This window comes from Halocella sp. SP3-1 (genome assembly GCF_003953885.1).
Taxonomy (GTDB): Bacteria; Bacillota; Halanaerobiia; order Halanaerobiales; family DTU029; genus Iocasia; species Iocasia fonsfrigidae.
Genome location: NZ_CP032760.1, coordinates 2,929,698 through 2,954,007 on the forward strand (window position 1 = coordinate 2,929,698; position 24,310 = coordinate 2,954,007).

A 24,310-nucleotide genomic window follows, 5' to 3' on the forward strand; every position below is an offset into this window, starting at 1 on the left:
ATACTAATCCACCTCCTTAAATACCCCAAGTGGATATACATCAAGCATATTTTCTGCCAGCCATTTAAGGGCCTGAACCGGACTCATACCCCAGTTAGTTGGACAGGAAGATAAAACCTCTACCATGGCAAATCCTTTGCCTTCCAGTTGAACCTGAAAGGCCTTTTGGATAGCCTTCTTAGCCTGTCTTATGTGTTTGGGGTCATGAACAGAAACCCTGGCAATATAAGCAGGACCATCCAGGACTGCCAGCATCTCAGATATTTTAATCGGATTACCAGCTAGCCCCTTATCCCTACCATATGGTGATGTTGTAGTCTTCTGTTTATCCAGGGTAGTAGGTGCCATCTGGCCACCTGTCATTCCATAAATAGCATTATTAACAAATACGGTAGATATTAATTCACCACGGTTAGCAGCATGTACAATTTCAGCAGTACCAATTGAAGCCAGGTCACCATCACCCTGATAGGTAAAAACAACTTTATCCTGGTGGACCCGTTTAATTCCAGTAGCAACAGCAGGTGCCCGGCCGTGAGAGGCCTCATGCATATCACAATTAAAATAATCATAGGCCAGAACAGCACAACCAACAGGAGCAACCCCTATCGTATCCTTCCTGACACCAAGTTCATCAATTACCTCTGCTACAAGGCGGTGTATTATACCATGGGTACAGCCTGGGCAATAATGAAATTCTTTATCTGTCAGTGATTCCGGATAAGCAGCTACGATTTTCATCTCTTTACACCCCCAATTTTCTCTATTTCAGCCAGTATTTCTTCTGGAGATGGTACCATACCACCTGTTCTTCCATAGAAATAAACCGGTTTTTCCCCATTTACAGCCAATCGTACATCTTCAACCATCTGCCCGGTACTCATTTCAACAGTCAGGAAATTAACCACTTGCTCTGCTGTTTCATTAATAACCTTTTCTGGAAAAGGGAACAGGCTAATCGGCCTGATTAGTCCAGCCTTGATTCCTTTCTTTCTTGCCATATCGACAGCACTAATTGATATACGAGCCGTAGTCCCATAGGCAACAACTGCCAATTCAGCATCATCCATCTTATATAATTCATAACGCACTTCATTTGCTTTCATTTGCTTATATTTATCTTCCAATTTCATTACATGGTCTTCAAGTTTCTGAGGATCAAGGAAAAGGGAGTTAATAATATTGGGTTTTCTCCCCCTGGCCCCATCAGTAGCCCATTCTTTTAACGGTAAGTCTGCCGGGTCTATCTCCTGTTTAAATTCCACTGGTTCCATCATCTGACCAATCATACCATCTCCCAGAATCATAACCGGGTTTCGGTATCTATCTGCAATATCAAAGGCATCAATCGTCAAATCAACAGCTTCCTGCACAGAAGAAGGTGCCAGTACTGCCAATCTATAGTCACCATGTCCACCACCTTTTGTTGCCTGAAAATAGTCTGCCTGTGAGGGTTGAATCCCACCCAATCCAGGCCCCCCCCTCATTATATTAACAATAACTGCTGGCAGTTCTGCACCAGCAATATAAGAGATACCTTCCATCTTCAGACTAATACCAGGACTTGATGAAGATGTCAAAACCCTGGCTCCAGCACCGGCAGCACCGTAAACCATGTTACTAGCAGCAACCTCACTCTCTGCCTGGAGGAAAACACCACCAACTTCCGGTAGACGTTTAGACATATATTCTGGTAGGGCATTCTGTGGTGTAATCGGATAACCAAAAAAATACCTACAGCCAGCCTTAATAGCCGCTTCAGCAATCGCTTCATTGCCTTTCATTAAAACCTTATCAACCATCATTTTCCCTCCTCTCATTTATTTACAGGTCGATACACCTCAATAACTACATCAGGGCAGATAAGGGCACATCTCCCACAGCTTATACATTTATCCTGCTCAACCACCTCTGCAGGATGATACCCATGACTATTAATTTTCTCCGCCATTTTTATTATTTCTTTAGGACAAACTGTAGTACACAACTCACAACCCTTACACCGTTCTTCATTAAAAATAACCTTTTTATCACTGGTCATGGCATTACCCCCTTTTTATACTAAAATTCAAAATAATTGCTTGAACATATTATTATGCATATTATTACCTTGTCCTATTAGCTGATATTATTACCTGGTAATAATATAATTCTAGATAAATTTTAAAATTCCTTTATTTTATTAACTCTATAAACCTATTATTATCAAAAAAATATTCTTTTGCCTTTTCTTCACCACTTAATACCCTGTTTGCTCCGGCAACCAGAGCCTTTAATTACTCCTCCTCTGGATAAACCCTTATTGCTAGCAATAAATGCAAAAAGGGATAAGGAGAAAACCCTTATCCCTTTAAAAGGTGTTTACTAACTATTTTCTTTTACAGTAGGACGCAGCCTATCTAACTGTCCCAGTACTACATGAGCAAGTCCAAAACCAACTATACCAGCACCTACACGGTTTTTTACCATCCTAGCACCAATAGTTGAGACAAGCAAGCCCAGGCCACTCACCACCCAGCTAGTAGTCTGGGGATTATTCTTTTTCTGCTTCCTCTGCATTAAACTCAAACCCTTTAAATACATGTAAACACCTCCACCATTATTATTCCATATCAATGGTGAAATACACTTACTTTATTTACCTAAAGTAGCAACCATAACTGCTTTGATAGTATGCATCCTGTTTTCTGCCTGATCAAAAACTTTGGAGTATTTACTATTAAAAACCCTATCTGTAACCTCCATTTCCTCAATATTATATTTCTCATATATGTATTTTCCATTCTCAGTGTCAGTATTATGATAAGCAGGTAGACAATGCAAAAAAATAGGATTATCATTGTTGGTGTTCTTAATCATTTCCATATCAACTTGATAGGGTTTTAACAAATTTATTCTTTTGGCAAACTTATCTTCTTCGCCCATAGATACCCAGACATCTGTATAAATAACATCTGCATTTTTTACTCCTGTAATAGGATCATCTGTCTGTCTAATAGCTGCACCAGATTCCCGGGCTAAACTATGGCATCTTTCCTGTAATGCTAGAGCAGGACGCAATTTGTCTGGAGATACAATTGTAAAATTCATACCCATAATTGCTGCAGCAATCATAAGTGAGTTGGCCATATTATTCCTGCCATCACCAAGGTATGCAAAATTAACTCCCTTAATATAACCTAGATTTTCCTTAACTGTCAACAAATCAGCCAGAACCTGTGTCGGATGATAACTATCTGTTAACCCATTCCACACAGGCACACCAGCATTGACAGCTAATTCTTCAACTGTCTGATGAGCATATCCACGAAATTCAATACCATCAAACATTCTACCCAGAACACGGGCAGTATCTGCTACACTCTCTTTTTTACCAAGTTGGATATCATTTATGCCTAAAAATTCTGGATAAGCACCTTCATCTCTAGCAGCTACAGCAAAAGCACTCCTTGTCCGGGTAGATGTTTTTTCAAAGATTAAAGCTATATTTTTACCCTCCAGCAAATCACCCTTAATACCAGAATTTTTCTTGGTTTTTAGGTTTTCAGAGAGTTTTATCAAATAATCGATTTCTTCTCTATTATAATCAAGCAGTGTTAAAAAATTCCTCCCCTTAAGATTATACGACATATTCAAGCCCCCCTTATCTCCTTTAAAAGATATCTCTAGTATAGGATAAAACTGCTTTAACTGTCAAGGTTATTTGTTTAATCTGCCTAAATCATCAAACCACTTAAGGAAGTGGTTGGCAGCAATATACTCTGTAAATGAATATTTTTCAGATAATAGATTTAGTAATAAAAGGATAATAACAAAAATTAGCCGTAAACTAAAAGATGTCTGAAGCAGACCGTAAGCCAGAACAGCCCCTAAAACATTGGCACCAGTATCTCCTAGCATAACACTTGCCTTCATTTCATACGGTAAATAAAAAATAGAAATAAAGTAAACTGGAAGATAGTATATATATAATTTAGGATATATAAATAAAATTAAGCTAGATACCAAAATAAAATATTTTATACTTCTACCCGGGCGCAGGTCAAGTAGATTAAAGAAATTAGTAGACAGCAAAATAATCCCTGTATTAATTAATAGATTAAAAAAATCATCTTCTAGTAAAACAAGAAGTACAGCTGCTAAAGCTACAATAGCCTTCAATCCCCCTGTTGTAAGACTACCGGAAAGCAAACTGTTAAAATGTCCTTTAAAACCCTGCTGTTCCTTACTGCCTATCATATCATCTAGCAAACTCACTGAGGCAATTATCACTACTAGAAATATTAACCTATCTAAGCCAGTTATTGGGCTAATAAAAAAAAGAAAAAGCCAGTAGAAAAGAAGTGATATACTATAGATTATACCACCTATCACCAGTACCGGCTCACCCCTGTAGTTATTCTTCAGGAGATTTGTCTTTACATAAAATTTGTTCAAGAGCATCATCCCTGACTATTAGACTATATTATTTTTAAAAGACCATAAAACAGTTAATACTTCTTTAAACTGTTTACCCCGGTGGATAAATCCTGACAAGTCTTTACCACTTACTCTATGTTTAAAATTACAGGGTACTTCTTTATACTGGATATTATTTTTTAAAATAAGCAGATCCATACCTATTTCTAAACCATAACCATTATAAAATGGGGTTATTAAGGGTAAAATTTTGCGTTTAAAAGCTCTCTGTCCGGATAGTGGGGCTTTCATCGCTAACCCAGTTATAGTTTTTAAACTGAAATCAGCAAACTTCCTGAGCAGGCCAACACCACCACCTTTAATTGTTAATAAGGCAATAGTCAAGTCTACTTCCCCAGCTAAAATCGGTTTAGCTAATTTTTCTACCTCCCGGGCACTATCACCCAAGTCTGCATCAAGCAAGACAATTATATCACCTTGTGATTCCCTTACACCTACTTCAACCGCACGTCCTTTACCCTGATTTTGCACCAGATTAATTAACCTCACCCTATTCCTATTACATAACAGTGGCGTATTATCTGTAGAACCATCATCAACAACAATGATTTCAGTTATATTGTTTATTTTTTCCAGGGCATCAAGGGTTTTACCGATTATGTCTTCCTCATTATATGCTGGAATAATAATAGAGATATTCATGTTTTTTCTTCCTTCAGAAGGGTAAGGATTAAACCTAATAAGTCTTCTTGGTTATAAAATAAATATTTTTCTTGCTGAACACCTTCAACAGCTTCATTTTTAATTTGATCACAATTCCAATATATTACCTTGTTTATCCCTTCTAAATCATCATTGTTAATGGGTCCATCTATTATATTAATCCAGGCTCCAGCCTTGTTTAAAATTTCCTTTAATTCATTCTTAAATTCAAGAGAAATACTCCCCTGATCTACCATATAATATTTTTTTTCTTTTAAGCTATCTTTTAAGAGAAGGGATAAAATCTCTTTTTCCATCTTCTGACGGTAGTCAATTTCTTTCTCCAGCTCAACAAGCTTATCCTGTAAAGAAAGATTCTTATTCTTAATATTATTAATATCACTCCCAATTTTTGTTATTATACGCTTTTGCTCCTCAACGATTCCCTGATCAGCTACAAAACTTGAACCAATTAAAATTCCTATACCTAAAGCAGCAAAAATTGCAGTAATAGTGAAGATATGATAACGAAAGTTTATAATCATACTATCCCTTCTCATAAATGAAATATTATTCTGAATCTTAAGGCTAATAGCTGTAGCAATTGTTTTATATGTGGCGAAAAAAAGACTACAATACTTAAAGGGAGTAATATTGCCAGAAAGACCTGTAACCAGTAGTGATAATATATTTTACTATGATATAGTTTGCTGACACCCTTAGCATCTACCAGTTTATCACCAACCTTTAATCTAGCCAGGAATGTACTGGCCATCCCTGGCCTCCCCTTTTCTAAAAAATCAATCATATTTGTATGGGTACCTACTGCAGTAATTAATTCTGCTCCCTTTTCATAAGCAAGTAGCATTGCTATATCTTCACTGGTTCCAGGGGCAGGAAATAATTCATAATCCAGACCTAATTTTTTTACCCTTTTTAAACCCGGTGCCTTTCCATCAGAATAAGCATGTACTAGAATCACCTTTGCTTTTTTTAAAGAATAATCTGTAACACTATCCATGTCTCCAATTATAATATCAGGGAGATATCCCCTTTCTAAACAGGCATCTGCACCACCATCTACGGCAATAATAATGGGATTCATTTCACGGATATATGATTTAATTGCTGACAGGTCATCTTTATAATCTACCCCCCTGACAACAATAAGCACATGTTTGCCGTTGAAATCAATCCCCAGTTCTGGTGTTTTGATATTGAAAAACTCATTCTTCTCTTTATCAATATAGGAAAGGGTATTATCAAGAAATTTGCTTAATTCCTTTTCCAGATTAGTCCGTGCCTGATTATTTTTATTTTTTACCTGCTCTCTACTTAATTCCTCACCCCTGGCTATTATCTGTCCAGATTTGTAAACTAATCCTTTCTTAAAAAGAATTTCATCACCATTATTCAGGGTTGAAAATAGATCCCCATCAGATATATCAATTACTGGTATCCCAGCCAGCAATAATATTTCCGGGCCAACATTAGGATATCTTCCACTAATTGAAGGTGATAAATTAATAATCGCTTTAACCTGTTTTTCCACAAGTGAACTGGCAGCAATTTGGTCTACATCTCTATGGTCAATAACGGCAATTTCATTGACCTTTATTTCCTTAACCAGATCTTTAGTCTTTTTATTAAGGATAACCCTTCCTTTTATCATCAAAAACTCCTCCAGGGCTTTTCCTTATTATATGATAGTAGATTCCTTATCATACTGGTATTTTAATACATCTATACTGATAATTAACTGGCCCTTAACTCTAATCTGAGTTTGTCAGCTATTTTGGCTATAAACTGTGAATTAGTAGGTTTACCACTATTAGCAGAAACAGTTGAGCCAAAATATTTGTTTAAGGCAGTTATATTACCACGGTCCCACGAGACCTCAATTGCATGTCGAATCGCCCTCTCTACCCTACTTGGTGTGGTATGAAATTTATTAGCAACTGTCGGATATAATTCTTTAGTAACTGCACCTAAAAATTCAATATCATTAATAACCAGTTCAATGGCTTCTCTTAAGTATATGTACCCCTTAATATGGGCGGGAACACCCAGATGATGCATTACCTCAGTAATCCTGACATTTAAATCTACTTTTTTATTACTATTCTGATTACCAGTCAGGACATAGCCATTACTGGAGCTGGTAGGCGGAGTCATCAACTGATCAATTCTTTCCACAAGTTTGTCAAGATCAAATGGTTTCATAATATAGTAATTTGCTCCCAGTTCAACAACTCTTTTGGTAACCTCTTCCTGACCAAAAGCAGTCAAGATTATAGTTTTAATGTCTCTGGTCAAATTTAGGTTGTTCATCTCTTCCATAACACCAATACCATCTAAATGAGGCATAATCAGATCGAGTACTAAGACATCTGGTTCTTTTTCTTTAATTAGTCCTAAACCCTCTACACCATTATAAGCTACTCCTACCACATCATAATTTTCCTGTTCATTTAAGTATTCCTCCAACAACTGACAGAACTCCCTATTATCATCAACTAGCACAATTCTAACATTTTCTTCCATAGAATTATCAAACTCCCCCTTTATAATTTTACATAATTTCTCTGACAATAATTAACTTCTACATTAAGTTCTAAACACCTGCTTAATAAAGTAAAATTTTATTATTTTTCCATATTTTATATTATACTCCTTATAATATATATTATTTCTTTTTTTATCTAACATATCGTAATATATCTTATTTTTTAAAAAACCGGACTAAAAATTACTAGCCCGGTTCATTTCATAAATACCTGTTTGAAGAAGCATCCATTCTGCAAAAACTCCATATCCTTTAGTAGGCTCATTAACAAAAACATGTGTTACTGCACCAACCATCCTACCATTTTGAACAATTGGGCTGCCGCTCATTCCCTGTATTATACCACCAGTCATTTCTTTTAATCTCTGGTCAATAATACTAATAATCAACCCTTTATCACCTGGATAACTCTGCTGATATATTCTCTCAATATTAACATCAAATTCTTCAATTACTCCATCATTTACAACTGTATACATCTTTGCTGGACCTGTCTTGACCTGTGAAATTGCTGCTACTGGAACCGGCTCAGAAAAGTAAGGATTGTTAGGTATAGTATGAAGGTTGCCATAGATACCAAATTTATTATTTGTGACGATATCTCCGATTACATTATCAGTTTGAAAGAAGGTTCCTAATTTTTCACCTGGCAAACCCTTTTTCCCTGAATTTATACCCGATATTTTAGCCTCAATGATTTTGCCTTCCCTGACCTCTATCCTGTTATTACTATTAGCTTCAGTAATTTCATGACCGAGGGCTCCATATTCCTTTTTTTCTGTTTCATAAAATGTTAATGTTCCTACACCTGCAACCCCATCATCAACATAAAGACCAATCATGTAGATTCCCTGTTTATTTTCTACTGCTTTTAAATTTACAGCCCTTAATTTCCCCTGCTGGGTTTTTATCTTTAAAGAAAGTGGTAAACCCTGTTCTGCTATTTTTTGAATATTTGAAGCCAGTTTTAATTTGTCGTTTATCTCACTCCCATTAATCTCCAGTATTGTATCACCTACTTCGATACCTGCTTCCCGAGCAGGATAATAACGATGACCATTCTTGCTTTCCACAAAAGATTTACCAACCACCATAACCCCCTTACTCCTTAATAAAACACCAATAGCCTGACCTCCAGGAAAAACTTTGATCTCAGGTAAAACATTAACTGTAATACTTTTAAAAGGAAAAATACCAAATAATTTTAAATCCATTGATACCTTACCAATTTGATTGGCTTTAACTTTAAGACCGTTACCAGGATTAAGAGAAATATCATCAATATTATTAATCGTCCTACCATTAATCTCTAAACTAATATCCCTCTCTCCATTAATTGATAAATTAAAAGGAAACTCAAATAAAAATGTCTCTTCTCCCTTTATTAATGAAAAAGAACCCGGTATTTGATAAAACAAAATAAAATAAAATGAAATTAAAAATAAAATAAGTCCAAATAAAAAAACAATCCCTATTTTTTTCCGCAAAGACATCACTCCTAAAATAAATATAAAATAGGCGCCTCTATATCTTAGAGTAGCCTACGGGATTGCTTGTTATTCAGTTATATATTGCCAGGATAATTAGATCATTTTAGACTTTTTATCATCAGCTAAAGCAAGCATTTCTTCAGCATGTTTCATAGTTGTATCAGTTAACGTAACACCACCCAGCATCCTGGCAAGTTCTTTTTTCTGCCCCATCTGGTCAAGGGAATATATATCTGTATAGGTATGATTGGCATCTGTTTTTTTACTAATAAAGAAATGATTATCAGCCATGCTGGCAATCTGGGGTAGATGGGTAATACAAATAACCTGTCGTTTTTGACTAATTAACGCCAGTTTTTCTGCCATCATCTGAGCTGTTTTGCCACCAACACCACTATCTACCTCATCAAAAATTAGTGTATCAACCTGGTCAATATGGGCAATAATAGTTTTAAGGGCCAACATTATCCTTGATAGTTCACCCCCAGAGGCAATTTTAGCAAGTGGTTTTAACTCCTCCCCACGATTAGTAGAAATCATAAATTCAACCCGATCTATACCATTGTCAGCTAGTTTTTTTTCTTTAAACTTAATTTTTAAAATCGTATCCTTCATAGCTAGATCTTTTAACTCCTGAGAAATCATCTCTTCTAATTTTACTGCCTTAGCCTGTCGAATTTTAGATAATTTCCGGGCCGTTTCATAATAATTTTCTTCCATTTCATGTAATTCTTTTGTTAATTTCTTTATTAGTAAATCCTGGGATTTTAAATCACTTAAGCTCTGCTTTATTTCATCTTTATAAGCCAGTATTTCTGAAACAGTTTTTCCGTATTTCCTCTGCAGAGCAGTTATCTGGGAAATTCTGTTTTCGACAATTTTCAATCTATTATCATCATATTCTAAACTATCATAATAATTATGTAGCTGAAAACCCAATTCTTCAAGTTGATAATAGATATCTTTAATAATATCATAAAATTCTTCAAGATTGGAATCATAATCTTTGATATTTTCCATCTCTTTCATGAAAAAACCAATTTCTTCTAGTGTTGACTGTTTATTATAATCTTCCCCATTAATTGCATTATAGATACTCCCAACACTAGTATAAATGTCTTCCATATTTGTTAAAATCTTATATTCCTTCTCTAATCCTTCTATCTCATCTTCTTTAAGACCTGCATTTTCTATTTCTGAAATTTGAAATTCCAGTAAATCTATCTGCCTGGCTTTTTCCGTTTCATCTATTTCAATCTCCAATAATTTATTTCTTAATTCTTTTATCCTGGCAAATTTTTCGGCAACCCTGTCCTTGAGTTTAGACTCCTTATCAACAATAAATTCATCAAGTAGATCCAGTTGAGAAGTCGAATCCAGAATCAATTGATGTTCATGTTGACCATGAATATCAACTAAATATCTGCTTATCTCTTTAATCATACCAGCAGTAGCCAGTTGGCCGTTTATTCTATTACGGTTCCGACCATTTTCCCTTATTTCCCTGGACAAAAGAATCATCTTTTCTTCTGGCTCAATCCCTACTTCCATAAGATAGCTGTTAATTTCTTTAAGTTTACGCGGCTCAAAAACAGCTTCAATATAGGCTGTTTCCTGACCAGTTCTTATTAAATCAGAAGAGGCACGGGCTCCCAGTAATATTTCAAGGGCTCCTATGATAATAGATTTACCAGCACCGGTCTCTCCTGTTAAAACATTAAGACCATCCCTAAATTGTATTTCAAGCTCATCTATCAAGGCATAGTTTTTGACCCGAAAATCAACTAACATAATATACTCCCCCTCCTCTAAAGAAATCAGGCTAAAAAATTCTGTAATTTTTCAAATAATCCCCTGGTTCTCTCCTTCGGTTTAATAATTAACAATAGTGTATCATCACCAGCAACTGTACCAATAACATCTTCCCAGTCTATGTTATCAATAGCTGAAGCTAAACCCATTGCAGTTCCAGGTAGTGTTTTAAGGACAATAAGATTCTCACTATAATCCATATCAACTACAAAATCCTGAAACATTCTTTTTAACCAGTCATAGATATCTGTCTGTTTACGCTCATTTGCCAGTGAATATTTATAACCACCATAACCATCAGGAACCTTGATCAGGCCCAATTTTTTTATATCACGTGATATAGTAGCCTGAGTAACATCTATCCCTTCCTGCTCCAGTCTGGCAACTAATTCCTCTTGGGTGCTTATATCATAAGTTTTTATAAGATTTAATATCCTTAAATGGCGCTTACTCTTCATCTAATACCTCCTTTATACCAGACCTAGCTTCATTTTTTTATGAAGAATTGTATAAAAGGTTTTTTCAGGCATTCTTATAATTGATAACTCTTTTTCTGAGGCAGACAGACAGATCTCATCTTCGGGCTCTAATAAACAATTAGCTCTACCATCAGCAGTTAATCTCATGCTTTCCTCACCTTCTACCTTAACCTTTAAACTCTCCCGATCAGATATTACCATAGGTCTCATAAAAAGTGTATGTGGACAGATAGGTGTTACAATTATAGCCCTGACCTGAGGGTTAACTATTGGCCCTCCAGCAGATAATGAATAGGCAGTTGAACCAGTGGGAGTCGTAATTATTAAACCATCTGCCCTATAAGAATGGACTATCTCATTATTAATATATAATTCAAGGGAAATCATTTTTAATTTTCCACCACGGTGGATAACAAGATCATTAAGGGCAGTAGTATTAAATATTTCTTTAGCACTACGAAAAACACTGACATTTAACATCATTCTTTTTTCTATTTTATAATTCCCTTTTAATAGATTACTCAAAGCTGCTGTCAACTCATCTGTTTCTATCTCTGTTAAAAAGCCTAAATGTCCAATATTTATCCCCAGTAAAGGAATATCAGTATTAAAAAAATGATGTGAGGCATGAAGAAAGGTCCCATCACCACCAAAGACAATTACAAGGTCTACCTTTTCTTTTAAAAGCTTATAATCTGCCCGTTTGTCCTCTCTTCCCAGTAATAAAGCAGCATTCTCTTCAATTAAATAAGCAGCCTCATTTTTTTCTAAAAAAGTAATTACATTATTAACTACTGGATATGCCTCTTCTTTTAATGTGTTCATATATAGGCCAAAAATTTGAATAAAATCAACCCCTCTCAAACTGGCTGTGTGCTGTATCTACTATTTTTTCTATCTTACGCTGCCACAAGATTGGATCTGTTTCTTCCCTTGTTTTTTTCAAATGCATCAAAAATTCTATGTTTTTACTGCTAGCACCGGTTATTGGCGAATAATTCAAATCCATTAGAGCCAGACCCTCTCCCTGAAAAAAGGAACTGAGTTCATTAATTACCTCTCTATGTACCTTACTATCTCTTACCACACCATTCTTACCAACCCTATCTGGTCCGGCTTCAAACTGTGGTTTTACCAGAGCAACAATATCTCCCTCTTCTTGTAAGAACTGTACAGCCGGCGGAATGATAAGGCGTAAAGAGATAAAAGAAACATCTGTCACTATCAGAGGAACCTTAATTTTTAACTGATCAGGGGTAAGATACCTGAAGTTTGTCCGTTCAATAACTTCAACCCGATCATCCTGTCGTAATTCCCAGGCAAGCTGACCATAACCAACATCTATTGCATAAACCTGTTTCACACCATTTTGTAAGAGACAATCTGTAAAACCACCTGTTGATGCACCAATATCAATGGCTTCTTTCCCCAGGGTATCTATTTCAAATACACGAAGGGCCTTCTCCAGTTTTAGACCTCCACGGCTTACATAAGGGTATTCCTTACCTTTAAGTTTGATTTTAGCTGTCAATTTTATCCTGGCACCTGCTTTATCTACTACCTCACCATCAACTAATACCTTACCAGCCATAATAGACCTTTTAGCCTGGCTCCTGCTGGAAACCAGTCCCCGTTCAGTTAGCAAAACATCTAGGCGTTCTTTCTTGGCCATACAGCAACCCCCATATCTGCAGCAGAAAACTCAAGTACTGTATCTACAATACCTGAGGTGTCAATTCCGTAAAGTGATCTCATCATCTCCTGAGAACCATGAGGTATAAAACTGTCTGGCAGACCAAGTCTCTTTAAGGAAATACCCTCCAGTTGTTCTTTATTAATTAATTCCAGCACTGCTGTACCAAATCCTCCATTTAAAACCTGTTCTTCTACTGTTACTACCTTTTTAAATTTCTTAATCTTAGCAACTAACAAATCCTTATCAAGGGGTTTAATAAACCTGGCATTAATAACTTCAGCCTCTATTCCCTGTTCAGCAAGTTGACGAGCAGCCTCTAAAGAAGGGTAAACACGTGAACCAATTGCTATTATCAAAATATCTTTACCTTCCTTAACCACCTCAGCCTTACCGACCTCAAGCTTATTTAGGTCTTGATCAATTTTTACACCATAGATGTCTCCACGGGGGTATCTGATTGCTGCCGGACTACCTAAGTTAACAGCAGTATATAACATATGCTGTAATTCATTTTCATCCTTTGGTGCCATAAAGGTAAGATTCGGTATCGGTCTTAAAAAAGAAATATCAAAGGTACCCTGATGTGTTTCACCATCATTCCCTACAATACCACTCCTGTCAATGGCAAATACAACTGGTAAGTTCTGAATACATGTATCATGGATAATCTGGTCATATGCCCTCTGTAAAAAAGAGGAATAAATAGCTACGACCGGTTTTTTGCCTCCCCTAGCCAGCCCAGTTGCCAGTGTTACAGCATGTTGTTCAGCAATTCCAACATCATAAAAACGGTCTGAAAATTTTTCTTTAAAAATATTCAAACCTGTTCCCTCCGGCATTGCTGCAGTAATCCCGATCAAATCATTATCAAACTGGCCTATCTTAATCATAGCCCGGCCGAAAACCTCACTATAGGAAGGCAGTGCCCTTTCCTTCTTTCTTTCTCCATTACCTATTTTAAATGGACTTACCCCATGATATTTACTGGGTTGGTTTTCAGCAGGTTGATAACCCTTTCCCTTAATTGTGTTAACATGTATCAAAACCGGACCTTTAATCATATCAGCCTTTTTAAAGTTATTAAGCAATTCTTCTATATTATGTCCATTAAGTGGTCCAATATAGGTAAATCCCATTTCCTCAAATAATATCCCGGTTAATACTGTATATTTAAGTCCGTCCTTTACCCTTTCAATAGTCCTGGACATAACTGAACCTATCCTAGGTATTCTGCTTATTATAAATTCTATATCTTCCTTTAATTTATGAAGTCGTGGATCTATTCTGATATTAGAAAGATAATGTGATAAGGCCCCTACATTTGGCGAAATAGACATATTGTTATCATTTAGAATTACAGTCATATCCCTGCCCAGATGACCAGCATGATTCAAGGCCTCAAAGGCCATACCAGCAGTTAAAGAACCATCACCAATAACAGCATATACCCTGTCTTTTCTCTGCTCATGGTCCCTGGCCAGAGCAAGACCAAGAGCTGATCCTATTGAAGTACTACTATGACCAGTCTCAATAATATCGTGAACACTCTCACTTCGTTTGGGATATCCACTCAAACCTTCATACTGTCTAATTGTTTTAAACTCATTTTTCCTACCGGTTATTATTTTATGAATATAGGACTGATGACCAACATCCCAAATTATTTTATCCTGAGGACTATTCAAATGATAATGAAGGGCCAGGGTAAGCTCAACAACACCAAGATTAGAAGCTAAATGTCCCCCGGTATCAGCAACCGTTTTAATAATAAAATCCCTTATTTCAAAGGCAAGTCTATCCATTTCCTCATAGGATAAAACCTTAATATCATCTGGTGAATAAACATCATCCAATATCCGTCTCATTTATTTGTCACCTCTTAATTTAGCAGCAATTACTAGCCTGATTAAAATAAAGCCAGCAATAATTTTTCCTACAAAAAAAATAATTTCATCTGCGCTTTTAATTCCATAAGTCTTAAAAAATGACTTACCACCAACTGTTAAAGCAGCTACCAATCCTATGACAATAAGATTAATAAAACCCTCAGAACCACCCCAGACAGCAATTATTCTAAGAACAATAATTGCCCCGGTAGCACCACTAACAGTCCCACAGATATCACCGACAATATCACACATGAGACTTGCTACCCTGTCAGCGTGTTTAACCAGAAACAAAGCCTCTTTAGCCCCAAATAAACGTTTAGCAGCACGGGCATTAAAGGTTTTTATGTTGGCAGCTGTAGCAGCAACACCAATCATATCACTTATAATCCCTATAAAAATTATTATTAATAATATTATTATTGCAGGAATCAAAGATACATGTTCTATCTGTAACTGTGAACCTAGTGTAACCAGAATAGCAATCAAAAATGTAAGAATAGCAATTAATAGACTTCCCTTTATATTCTCAATATCCAAATCTTTTTCACCCTTCAATATTAATTATCTTATACTGGATGGTAATATAACAGGTAAACACTGCGGCATAGGTCCAGTTGGTTTTCCCCTAGAATAACCTACTGTCACCAGTTAGGCGGTTTCCCTTTATTATTCCAACTGTAAGGTCACCCTATACAGGACTGGACTACCACTAAGACCACACTTTAATCCCTATTATACCTGAACAAATTGTTCAGCAGCCTAGAAGTTTTCCTTGACAATACATACCCATTTCCTAGCTTCTTTTGCAGTTCAGGTTTCCAGTAGAAGGAGGTATTTGTACCTGGTTCCTTGATATAAATACATTACTACTGTCCCCTGCACCACTTCAAAGCAGGCTACACTGCATCCATCTTGCAACAGATACAGGTTCACCAAAACACTGTTCCCACAAGCATTTTGGCCTCCACGGGAAAGGGGTCAACGCCCACATGCCATTGTGGATCGCCCCAAGCCCTTAACTCCCAGCACCAGCCCCCGACTGGGCGTCAGCAGCCAGCACCAGGAACTTCATCGATATGCCCTTGACGGATTTTTAGGCCCGCCTTCAGAAATAGAGTATTGACTAGGATACTGCACCATCCGTAAAAGATATTATAACACATATTATATACAACTTTCAATCAACACTGTCTGATTAGAATATAGTCTATCAACTGTAGTAGATTATCTGCCTTTTCGCCAAACATATTCAGTGATTCCCGGGCTAAAGTTGCTGTATTCTCAGCCTCAGCTCGCGCCTGATCAAGACCCATTAATTTTGGATAAGTAGCTTTATTAAGCTCTTCATCACTACCAGTTTTTTTCCCAAGTTTATCTTCATCACCAATAACATCAAGTATATCATCAACTATCTGAAAGGTTAAGCCAAGATAATTGGCGTATTTTCTCAGAGCATCTATTTCTTTATCTTCTGGGTCAGCACAAAAAGCACCAGCCAGTATCGCTGTTCTAAATAAAGCCCCTGTTTTAGCCCGGTGTATTTCCTTAAGTTCCTTAAGACCTATTTTCCTGTCTTCAGCTTCCAGATCTAGGACCTGACCAGCTACCATTCCATTTATCCCTGCACCATCACTTATTAATTGAATTATCCTGACAATCTTCTCAGCTGGTAAGGAAAGATTAGCTAAAATATTAAAGGCATAGGTTAGCAAACCATCACCTGCCAGAATTGCAATACCTTCTCCGTAAACCCTATGATTTGTAGCCTTACCGCGACGGAAATCATCATTATCCATACTGGGAAGGTCATCATGGATAAGTGAATATGTATGTATCATCTCCAGAGCTGCCCCAACTTTAAGGGCAGAAACTAAATCACCTGCCAGTAATTCAGCTGTCATCCTTGTCAGGATAGGTCTTAGCCTTTTACCACCGGAAAACAGGGTATATCTCATAGCAGTGAGGAGTTTTGGTGCTATTATATTCTCTTCTAAATCCATTAGTTCATTAAGTACTCTATCTGAGTCAGCGGCATAATCCTTTAATAACTGTTTAATATCAGTCAATTTATTTCCTCCTCATTCTTATAGAGAACTATATTATTAAAGTCATCTGCTTCTTTTAAGACAATCTCTATCTTTTCTTCAGCAGCAGCTAACTCCTGGTTACAGAATTTAATCAGCTTGACACCTTCGGTGAATTTTTCCAATGACTCATCCAGAGAAAGACCACCTGATTCTAGTTTTTCTACAATATCTTCTAATTTTTCCAGTGCATTCTCGAATTTCATTTCATTCTCAGACACTAAATTCACCTTCTTTCTCTGTTTCCTCTACAATACTCTTTATAGTTCCATTACTAAGTCTTATATCCAGATAGTCACCCTTTTTAATACCAGAAACATCCCTGATTAATTTACCCCTGGAACTTACTATAGAATAACCACGTTCCAACGTTTTAAGTGGGCTAAGACTATTCAGTTTACTATTTAATAAAGTAAATCTCTCCTTATAACTCCCAATACTCTTTTCCATAGCCCATTCAAACCTCTTTACCAGTTCATCCCTTTCCTGTATCTGGGCAGCATATAACTCTTCAGGTAGGGAAAAGACCCTGTTATTTTTCAGGGTAGTAAGATTTTCTCTATATCTCTCCATCTTATAATTCACAGCGTTTTTCAACCTACTAAATAGACCAGTTATATTCTTCTCTATCTCTTCTCTGGAAGAAATAGCCAGTTCTGCAGCAGCAGATGGTGTCGGTGCCCGCAGATCTGCCACAAAATCACTTATCGTAAAATCTATTTCATGACCAACACCACTGATAATCGGTTTTTTCGAGTGATAAATAGCTCTGGCCACTATCTCCTCATTAAAGGGCCAGAGGTCTTCAATCGACCCACCACCGCGGCTAATTATAATCAAGTCTATATCACTACGTTTATTTAAATAATCAATACCACTAATCAATTCATCTTTGGCCATATTACCCTGCACCCTTGATGGTACTATCAAAACAGATACACCAGCAAAACGTCTTTTTACCACTGATAAAATATCCCTGATTGCTGCACCTGTAGGTGAAGTTACAATACCTATTTTTTTAGGAAGCATAGGTATTTTTTTCTTAGATTCACTAGCAAAAAGACCTTCTTTTTCCAGTTTCTCTTTTAATTGTTCAAAAGCCAGATAAAGGGCCCCTTTACCATCTGGTTCAATCTTATCAATATAAAACTGGTAACTCCCCCGTGGTTTGTATAAATCAATATACCCATGGGCATTTACCTTCATACCATCTTCCAGTTTATATTTTAAATACCTATTATAACCTTTGAACATTAAAGAATTTAAACAAGTATTACTATCCTTTAAGCTAAAATACATGTGCCCGGAACTGTGGTGGTGAAAGTTAGAAATCTCTCCAACTACCCATATATCATTGAGCAAGTTGTCTCCGGAAAATAAATCCTTAATATAATCTGTTATCCTGGAAACACTATAAATTTTTCTATCCATAATAACTATTAGACCCCATGATATTCTCTAGCTTTAATAGTATTTTTCATTAACATTGCTATTGTCATCGGCCCAACACCACCAGGGACAGGTGTAATATAGGCTGCCTTTTCCTTAACTTCATCAAAAGCAACATCTCCAGTCAGTTTGCCGTTAACACGATTAGTCCCTACATCAATAACAACAACACCCTCTTTAACCATATCAGCTGTTATTAAATTAGGACGACCAACAGCAGCAATTAAAATATCGGCCTGTCTGGTTTCAGCAGCTAAATTGGCAGTCCTGGAATGACAGATAGTAACAGTAGCGTTTCTCTCTAAAAGGAGATGAGCCACCGGTTTACCCACAATAATACTTCTACCAACTACAACGGCTTTTTTACCCTCAATCGTAATCCCTTTTCTATCCAGGAGCTCGATAACTCCCATTGGTGTACAGGCATCAAACCTTGTCCTATTCTGCTGACCACTAAACAATCTACCAGTATTTATGGGATGAAAACCATCTACATCTTTTGTAGGAGCAATCGCTTCTATAATTACCTTTTCATTTATATGTTCTGGTAGAGGAAGTTGTACCAAAATACCATCAACCCCATCATCTAAATTTAATCTATCAATAAGTTCCAATAATTCCTGCTGATTTATATTTTGGCTGAGCCTGACTATTTTTGAAGAAATCCCAAGTTCAGTAGCAGCCCTTTCTTTAAATTTAACATATGTTTGTGAAGCCGGGTCATCACCTACCAAAACAACTGTTAAACCAGGCTTTCTACCCTCTCCGGCAAATTCCTTAACCCTTTCTTTATATTCATTCCTTATTTCTTCAGCAATCGCTTTACCATCTATCAAATTACTCAATTCTTACCACTCCATTCCTTACTTGTCAGATAATCAATAATACTCCGGGCTGCTTTTTTCCCGGCCCCCATTGCCTGGATGACAGTCGCAGCACCTGTTACTATGTCACCACCCGCAAAAACCCCTTTACGACTGGTTGCCAGCCTATCATCTACCATAATTCCTCCCCAGGACTCTGTCTTCAGTTTTTCAGTATTACTCGTCAGTAATGGATTTGGTGTCTGACCAATAGCTACAATTACTGTATCAACTTCCATTGTCCAGTTTGACCCCTCAATGGGAACAGGCCTCCTTCTACCTGAATCATCCTCATCACCCAACTCCATCTTAATACATTCCATACTGAAAACACGACCCTCCTGACCATCAATTTTAACCGGATTATTTAATAATTTAAAGATTACGCCTTCTTCCCTGGCGTGCTCTATCTCTTCATCCCGGGCAGGCATCTCTTCTTCAGACCGTCTATAAACTATAACCACCTCATCAGCCCCCAGCCTCCTGGCAGTCCTTGCTGAATCCATAGCTACATTACCAGCTCCAATAACAGCTACCCTATTACCAATCTTAACAGGGGTTCTATAATCAGGATATTTATAGGCCTTCATAAGATTTACCCTGGTTAAAAACTCATTAGCAGAGTAAACACCATTTAAATTTTCCCCAGGTATATTCATAAAACGTGGTAGTCCAGCGCCCGTACCAATAAAAATAGCCCGGTAACCCTCGGCAAAGAGTTCATCAATTGTAACACTCTTACCTACTATAACATTAACCCTTATATCTACACCAAGGGCTCTTACACTCTCAACCTCTTTATCAAGTATCTTTTTAGGCAGACGAAACTCAGGTATACCATAACGGAGAACCCCACCAGTATCATGTAGGGCTTCAAAGATAGTTACCTGATAACCCTCTTTAGCCAGATCAGCAGCAGCAGTTAAACCAGCTGGTCCTGCTCCTATTACTGCAACCTTTTCCTTACTAACTTTATCTGCTACAGCATCAGCAGAGATGTTCACCTTGTCTAACATAGAATCTGCAACAAACCTCTCCAGACGGCCTATAGCCACTGGTTCATTCTTGGCTCCCATAACACAAACTTTTTCACACTGACTTTCCTGTGGACAGACCCTACCACAGATTGCAGGTAAATTGTTTTTGCTTTTTATTATATCATTGGCTTCTTCGATCTTTCCTTTTTTTAATGCCTTAATAAAATCTGGAATAGGAACATTAACAGGACAACCATTTACACAAGGAGACTTAGGACACTGTAAACACCTTTCAGCTTCATTGATGGCCTCTTCTTTATTATAACCATAAGGTACTTCTTTAAAATTGTTTATTCGTTCAGTTGGATCCTGATTGCGCATTTCTGTCTTCTTTTTCTGTAAGGCCATTATTTACTCACCTCTTCATCCAGTCTACATTGATGCACTTCTTCTTCATCTTTATAAAAACTAAGCCTATTTATTAATTCATCAAAATCTACCTGGTGTCCATCAAAGGCAGGTCCATCTACACAGGTAAACTTTGTTTCACCACCAACAGTGACCCGGCATCCACCACACATACCAGTTCCATCAACCATTAATGAATTAAGACTCACTATTGTCTCTACACCATATGCTGCTGTCATATCAGCCACCGCTTTCATCATGGGAACAGGACCAATAGCAACAACCAGGTCAATCTCCTGATCTTCTTCCAATAGATCTTTAAGAATGTCTGTTACAAAACCATGATGGCCATAACTACCATCATCAGTAGCAATATATAATTTATTACTTATCTCAGCCAGCTCATCCTCTAAAATAATCAAATCCTTTGTCCGAGCACCGGTAATAGCAATTACCTCTGACCCCTTATTGTAAAAAGCCTTGACCTTGGGATAAAGCAAAGCCGTTCCAGAACCACCTCCAAGACAAACAACTTTTTTATAACCCTCAAGTTCAATATGTTTACCTAAAGGACCCACAATATCTTTAATATGCCCACCAACCTCCAGGCTACCTAACTGTTTGGTTGTATAACCAACCTCCTGAAATATAATGGAGATTATACCGGTCTCTCTGTCATAGTCAGCAACCGTTAAAGGAATCCTTTCACCCTTCTCATCAATCCTTAGAATAATAAAATTTCCTGCTTTTGTTTTATTAGCAATCATAGGAGCCTTTACCTTTATCCTTTTTATTCCCTTAGCTAATACTTCTTTTACTAAAATTTTGAACATAAAACCCCTCCAATTTCCCTTTTACTGCTTCTACTTTATTTTTTAATTCCTTTTTTATAATTATTCTTTAACTTGACTTAAAATCCTGCAAAATTTTTTTATATTCCTGTTAAATTAACATGGGGGACTTGGCTCATCATCAGGTATAAGGCTGATCAGCCCCTGCTCTTTTAGCAGCTGTGTAACCTCTGCCATACTGCTCTTCTTGTCTTCAGGCAAACCTTCTACAAAGTCATTAATCTCTTCAGTCGAAACATTATTAATATACTTTATTCCTCCATACTTAATAGTGCGAACTCGCTGTGGAAAATGCCTGTTTTCCACCATTTAACCCCCTTTTTTCTGGATTATCTATATTATATCCACTTTTATAAAAAATAAAGGTTTTATAGAAATATTTAATAAGAAATTTTACCGATAATATTAAATTTTCTAAATATACAAAAACTTAAAATTTATCTTTTTTCAAAATAACTTCATTTGAAGTATTGACATATAAGCTATTAAGTATTATACTATATAAAGTGTCAAGATAAACAGCAAAATATATGCTGAAGTGGCGGAACTGGCAGACGCGCATGATTCAGGGTCATGTGGACTTCGGTTCATGTGGGTTCGACTCCCACCTTCAGCACCATTGAAATCAAAGGGCTTATAGCCCTTTTTCTTTTTGTTGTAATTTACGGGTTATGTGCGTTTGCCCGCCCAACTTCTCCCAAAGTGCCTTGATTTTTAACTGATTAAAATCTATAAAAAAAAGAACCCCTGTTAAGGGGCCATTTAATCTTTAGAATATAACATCACATCCTAAATAAAAACCATCATAATCATTATCAAGATCATCATCCAATCCTTCATCTTTTTCATAGGTAAAATGTTTATCCATATAACCAATTACAAAACTAAGCTTTTCATTAATTTTCTGTCTGAGACTAATATCAAAACCATAACCATCAAAATCACCACTAGGTTCTAATGCAGAATTAATATCCATAGAATATTTACCAATAAGAATATAATCCGCTCTTAACCTTAAAAATGTACCTTCCCTTATTTTAGCCCTTGCCACAGCTGAAATAGGCAGGGTATATCTATCTTCTTTAAAATCTATATCAAAAAAGTCCATATCTCCTTTTTCATGTGAGTAATTTATTCCTGCCCCTAAAAAAACATTATTCTCCATCAAGCCCCGGTTTTTTAATAAAGGAGCATAAAATACCCAATCAACAGAATAAGTCTTGGTATCATTAATATCACCGTCAATATCCATAAAAGCTAAAGTAAACTCATTATAAATATTCACAGAAAAATAACTATCCTGCCTAATCATAATAGCTGTTATGTCTTCATCCTCTTTAGAATCAAATTCACCAATCTGAAAGCTAATATCCTTTTCCATTTCCTCCGCTTCCGCTAACCCCACCAAAGTAAACAATACTATTAAAAATACCAGCATTAAAATTGTTTTTTTCATGATATCACCATCCCTTTTTGTTTAATTCTCCATAAAATGGTAAAATCCTGCAAAAAGAAAGCCCCGGTTAAACCTGGATAAAATTCATAATATCTTTATTCAAAACTGATAATTTAACCCTAATATTAGCCCGGAATTCTCTATATTGCCTGGTACTACATTTACCCCTGCAATTACCCCTGCATTACTATTACTTTTCAGTAACTGGTCAATTATCTCCTTTTGGGCAGCAATCAACTGCTGCAGATTCTCATTACTCTGTACTAAAGTTTTATTATCCACCTCAGCGGCCCTATATAGTTCCTGATACTCAATAGCTATCATAGCCATATCTTTGTAAGCTGCCACCAAATCTTGATAGTTATCAGGTATTTTAAGATTATCAATATCAAGTGGCTTATCTTCTGTTAGTCCTATCCCTGAGAATGTAAATAGTATCAAGGCAATTAATAACATATGGAAATATTTATTCAGCCTTTTTGATAATTTCTTATCCCTTTTTTCTCTGCCTTCAATATTTTTTTTAATCTTATCGGCTTTTTTCTTTTCCATTTCAGCCTGATCCATTACCTGAGCACTTTCCTTTTTCAACTTCCTGGTCCCCAGACCAAAAATGGCCAGAATTCCACCTGCAAGTCCGGCCAGCTTTATTCCCAAAAAATAACCAGCAACCATCAAAGCAATTACAACAGCAATGTAGATATACAGTTTCTTCAAGTTATCCCCGCCTCAGGAAATCCCCTATATCACGTTCTCCAGAAAGAAAAACCGCAAAGCCTATTAGCCATTTCAAAGTAGCGTCATCCATGTTTCTGTAGAAATACCCACCTATAGCAACCATAATACAAATTGCAGCTATAATATAAGTAATAATCGCCTCTGTTCTATCTTCTTACAAAATTGGAATGCTTGCTTTATTTGTTACATCACTATTTCTAATCTATAAGGGTCATTGGGCTGTAGGTATATTGCCTATATTGTTGATTCTTTGGAATGTAATTAGGATTACGATTTTTTTATAAAAAAGATGTTTTTGTAGAAGAGTAAAAACATCCTAAATCACTGAGACATATGCTAAAGTAAATATGCTGATTGGATAGGTTATAATTAATTGCACAGAAAAACTCGGACATGATATAATAAAAAAATAATATATAAATTGAAATTAT

The 24,310-nt window shown here is 36.5% G+C and carries 27 protein-coding genes and 1 tRNA gene; 1 reads left to right on the forward strand and 27 read right to left on the reverse strand.

Annotation, left to right across the window (positions count from 1 at the left end; translation table 11 throughout):
* Positions 1-3: 3 nt before the first annotated feature.
* The 24 genes from D7D81_RS14055 to D7D81_RS14170 form a co-directional block, all read right to left on the reverse strand.
* A complete protein-coding gene (locus D7D81_RS14055; RefSeq protein WP_125990699.1) occupies positions 4-741 on the reverse strand; it encodes a thiamine pyrophosphate-dependent enzyme in 738 nt (245 codons plus the stop codon).
* Positions 738-1,802, reverse strand: a complete 1,065-nt coding sequence (locus tag D7D81_RS14060) for a 3-methyl-2-oxobutanoate dehydrogenase subunit VorB (protein WP_125992207.1) — start codon at positions 1,800-1,802, stop codon at positions 738-740. The genes D7D81_RS14055 and D7D81_RS14060 overlap by 4 nt, the downstream gene beginning before the upstream one ends.
* A gap of 14 nt (positions 1,803-1,816) precedes the next feature.
* The gene (locus D7D81_RS14065) at positions 1,817-2,041 is read right to left on the reverse strand and encodes a 4Fe-4S binding protein (protein ID WP_125990700.1); all 225 of its coding nucleotides are present in this window, start codon (positions 2,039-2,041) and stop codon (positions 1,817-1,819) included.
* A 323-nt stretch (positions 2,042-2,364) separates the two neighbouring features.
* On the reverse strand, positions 2,365-2,559 hold the full coding sequence (locus D7D81_RS14070; protein ID WP_125990701.1) for a hypothetical protein: 195 nt from the start codon (positions 2,557-2,559) through the stop codon (positions 2,365-2,367).
* A gap of 75 nt (positions 2,560-2,634) precedes the next feature.
* A complete protein-coding gene (gene argF, locus D7D81_RS14075; protein ID WP_164522265.1) occupies positions 2,635-3,630 on the reverse strand; it encodes an ornithine carbamoyltransferase in 996 nt (331 codons plus the stop codon).
* 69 nt (positions 3,631-3,699) lie between these two features.
* Positions 3,700-4,437 carry a glycosyl transferase family 4 gene (locus D7D81_RS14080; protein ID WP_125990703.1) on the reverse strand — a complete coding sequence of 246 codons (738 nt, stop codon included), beginning with the start codon at positions 4,435-4,437 and terminating at the stop codon, positions 3,700-3,702.
* An 18-nt stretch (positions 4,438-4,455) separates the two neighbouring features.
* Positions 4,456-5,121, reverse strand: a complete 666-nt coding sequence (locus D7D81_RS14085) for a glycosyltransferase family 2 protein (RefSeq protein WP_125990704.1) — start codon at positions 5,119-5,121, stop codon at positions 4,456-4,458.
* Positions 5,118-5,666, reverse strand: a complete 549-nt coding sequence (locus D7D81_RS14090; protein ID WP_164522266.1) for a copper transporter — start codon at positions 5,664-5,666, stop codon at positions 5,118-5,120. The genes D7D81_RS14085 and D7D81_RS14090 overlap by 4 nt, the downstream gene beginning before the upstream one ends.
* An 11-nt stretch (positions 5,667-5,677) precedes the next feature.
* Entirely contained in the window at positions 5,678-6,796 is a 1,119-nt protein-coding gene (gene steA / locus D7D81_RS14095; protein WP_125990706.1) for a putative cytokinetic ring protein SteA, read from the reverse strand.
* Between the two features lie 80 nt (positions 6,797-6,876).
* Positions 6,877-7,665, reverse strand: coding sequence for a sporulation transcription factor Spo0A (gene spo0A, locus D7D81_RS14100; protein ID WP_125990707.1), 789 nt, complete (start codon positions 7,663-7,665; stop codon positions 6,877-6,879).
* A 198-nt stretch (positions 7,666-7,863) separates the two neighbouring features.
* Complete coding sequence (gene spoIVB, locus D7D81_RS14105; RefSeq protein ID WP_125990708.1) at positions 7,864-9,174, reverse strand: SpoIVB peptidase; 1,311 nt, start codon at positions 9,172-9,174, stop codon at positions 7,864-7,866.
* Positions 9,175-9,270: 96 nt separating this feature from the next.
* Positions 9,271-10,968, reverse strand: coding sequence for a DNA repair protein RecN (recN, locus tag D7D81_RS14110; protein WP_125990709.1), 1,698 nt, complete (start codon positions 10,966-10,968; stop codon positions 9,271-9,273).
* A 26-nt stretch (positions 10,969-10,994) separates the two neighbouring features.
* Positions 10,995-11,447, reverse strand: coding sequence for an arginine repressor (argR, locus tag D7D81_RS14115; protein ID WP_125990710.1), 453 nt, complete (start codon positions 11,445-11,447; stop codon positions 10,995-10,997).
* 12 nt (positions 11,448-11,459) lie between these two features.
* Positions 11,460-12,293: an NAD(+)/NADH kinase gene (locus D7D81_RS14120; RefSeq protein ID WP_125990711.1), complete on the reverse strand. Its 834-nt coding sequence runs from the start codon at positions 12,291-12,293 to the stop codon at positions 11,460-11,462.
* 25 nt (positions 12,294-12,318) lie between these two features.
* Positions 12,319-13,140 (reverse strand): TlyA family RNA methyltransferase, encoded by an 822-nt coding sequence (locus D7D81_RS14125; RefSeq protein WP_125990712.1) that lies wholly within the window; start codon positions 13,138-13,140, stop codon positions 12,319-12,321.
* A complete protein-coding gene (gene dxs, locus D7D81_RS14130; protein WP_125990713.1) occupies positions 13,119-15,029 on the reverse strand; it encodes a 1-deoxy-D-xylulose-5-phosphate synthase in 1,911 nt (636 codons plus the stop codon). Before dxs ends, D7D81_RS14125 begins: the two co-directional genes overlap by 22 nt.
* On the reverse strand, positions 15,030-15,590 hold the full coding sequence (locus D7D81_RS14135; protein WP_230866929.1) for a hypothetical protein: 561 nt from the start codon (positions 15,588-15,590) through the stop codon (positions 15,030-15,032).
* A gap of 644 nt (positions 15,591-16,234) precedes the next feature.
* A complete protein-coding gene (locus D7D81_RS14140; RefSeq protein ID WP_286169737.1) occupies positions 16,235-17,119 on the reverse strand; it encodes a polyprenyl synthetase family protein in 885 nt (294 codons plus the stop codon).
* Complete coding sequence (xseB, locus tag D7D81_RS14145; protein WP_125992212.1) at positions 17,116-17,343, reverse strand: exodeoxyribonuclease VII small subunit; 228 nt, start codon at positions 17,341-17,343, stop codon at positions 17,116-17,118. Before xseB ends, D7D81_RS14140 begins: the two co-directional genes overlap by 4 nt.
* 7 nt (positions 17,344-17,350) lie before the next feature.
* A complete protein-coding gene (xseA, locus tag D7D81_RS14150) occupies positions 17,351-18,568 on the reverse strand; it encodes an exodeoxyribonuclease VII large subunit (protein ID WP_125990714.1) in 1,218 nt (405 codons plus the stop codon).
* Between the two features lie 8 nt (positions 18,569-18,576).
* Positions 18,577-19,431, reverse strand: a complete 855-nt coding sequence (gene folD, locus D7D81_RS14155; protein ID WP_125990715.1) for a bifunctional methylenetetrahydrofolate dehydrogenase/methenyltetrahydrofolate cyclohydrolase FolD — start codon at positions 19,429-19,431, stop codon at positions 18,577-18,579.
* Positions 19,428-20,834: an NADPH-dependent glutamate synthase gene (gene gltA, locus D7D81_RS14160; protein WP_125990716.1), complete on the reverse strand. Its 1,407-nt coding sequence runs from the start codon at positions 20,832-20,834 to the stop codon at positions 19,428-19,430. The genes folD and gltA overlap by 4 nt, the downstream gene beginning before the upstream one ends.
* On the reverse strand, positions 20,834-21,667 hold the full coding sequence (locus tag D7D81_RS14165) for a sulfide/dihydroorotate dehydrogenase-like FAD/NAD-binding protein (RefSeq protein ID WP_125990717.1): 834 nt from the start codon (positions 21,665-21,667) through the stop codon (positions 20,834-20,836). Before D7D81_RS14165 ends, gltA begins: the two co-directional genes overlap by 1 nt.
* Positions 21,668-21,781: 114 nt before the next feature.
* Complete coding sequence (locus tag D7D81_RS14170) at positions 21,782-21,994, reverse strand: hypothetical protein (RefSeq protein ID WP_125990718.1); 213 nt, start codon at positions 21,992-21,994, stop codon at positions 21,782-21,784.
* A 223-nt stretch (positions 21,995-22,217) separates the two neighbouring features.
* Between D7D81_RS14170 and D7D81_RS14175 the strand changes: the two genes are divergently transcribed.
* Positions 22,218-22,304, forward strand: a tRNA-Leu gene (locus D7D81_RS14175).
* A 150-nt stretch (positions 22,305-22,454) separates the two neighbouring features.
* On the opposite strand, the gene D7D81_RS14180 is transcribed toward D7D81_RS14175, so the two are convergent.
* The 3 genes from D7D81_RS14180 to D7D81_RS20170 form a co-directional block, all read right to left on the reverse strand.
* The gene (locus D7D81_RS14180) at positions 22,455-23,141 is read right to left on the reverse strand and encodes a hypothetical protein (RefSeq protein ID WP_125990719.1); all 687 of its coding nucleotides are present in this window, start codon (positions 23,139-23,141) and stop codon (positions 22,455-22,457) included.
* Positions 23,142-23,240: 99 nt separating this feature from the next.
* Positions 23,241-23,858 carry a hypothetical protein gene (locus D7D81_RS14185; protein ID WP_125990720.1) on the reverse strand — a complete coding sequence of 206 codons (618 nt, stop codon included), beginning with the start codon at positions 23,856-23,858 and terminating at the stop codon, positions 23,241-23,243.
* Position 23,859: 1 nt separating this feature from the next.
* Complete coding sequence (locus tag D7D81_RS20170) at positions 23,860-23,982, reverse strand: hypothetical protein (protein WP_286169741.1); 123 nt, start codon at positions 23,980-23,982, stop codon at positions 23,860-23,862.
* Between the last annotated feature and the right edge of the window lie 328 nt (positions 23,983-24,310).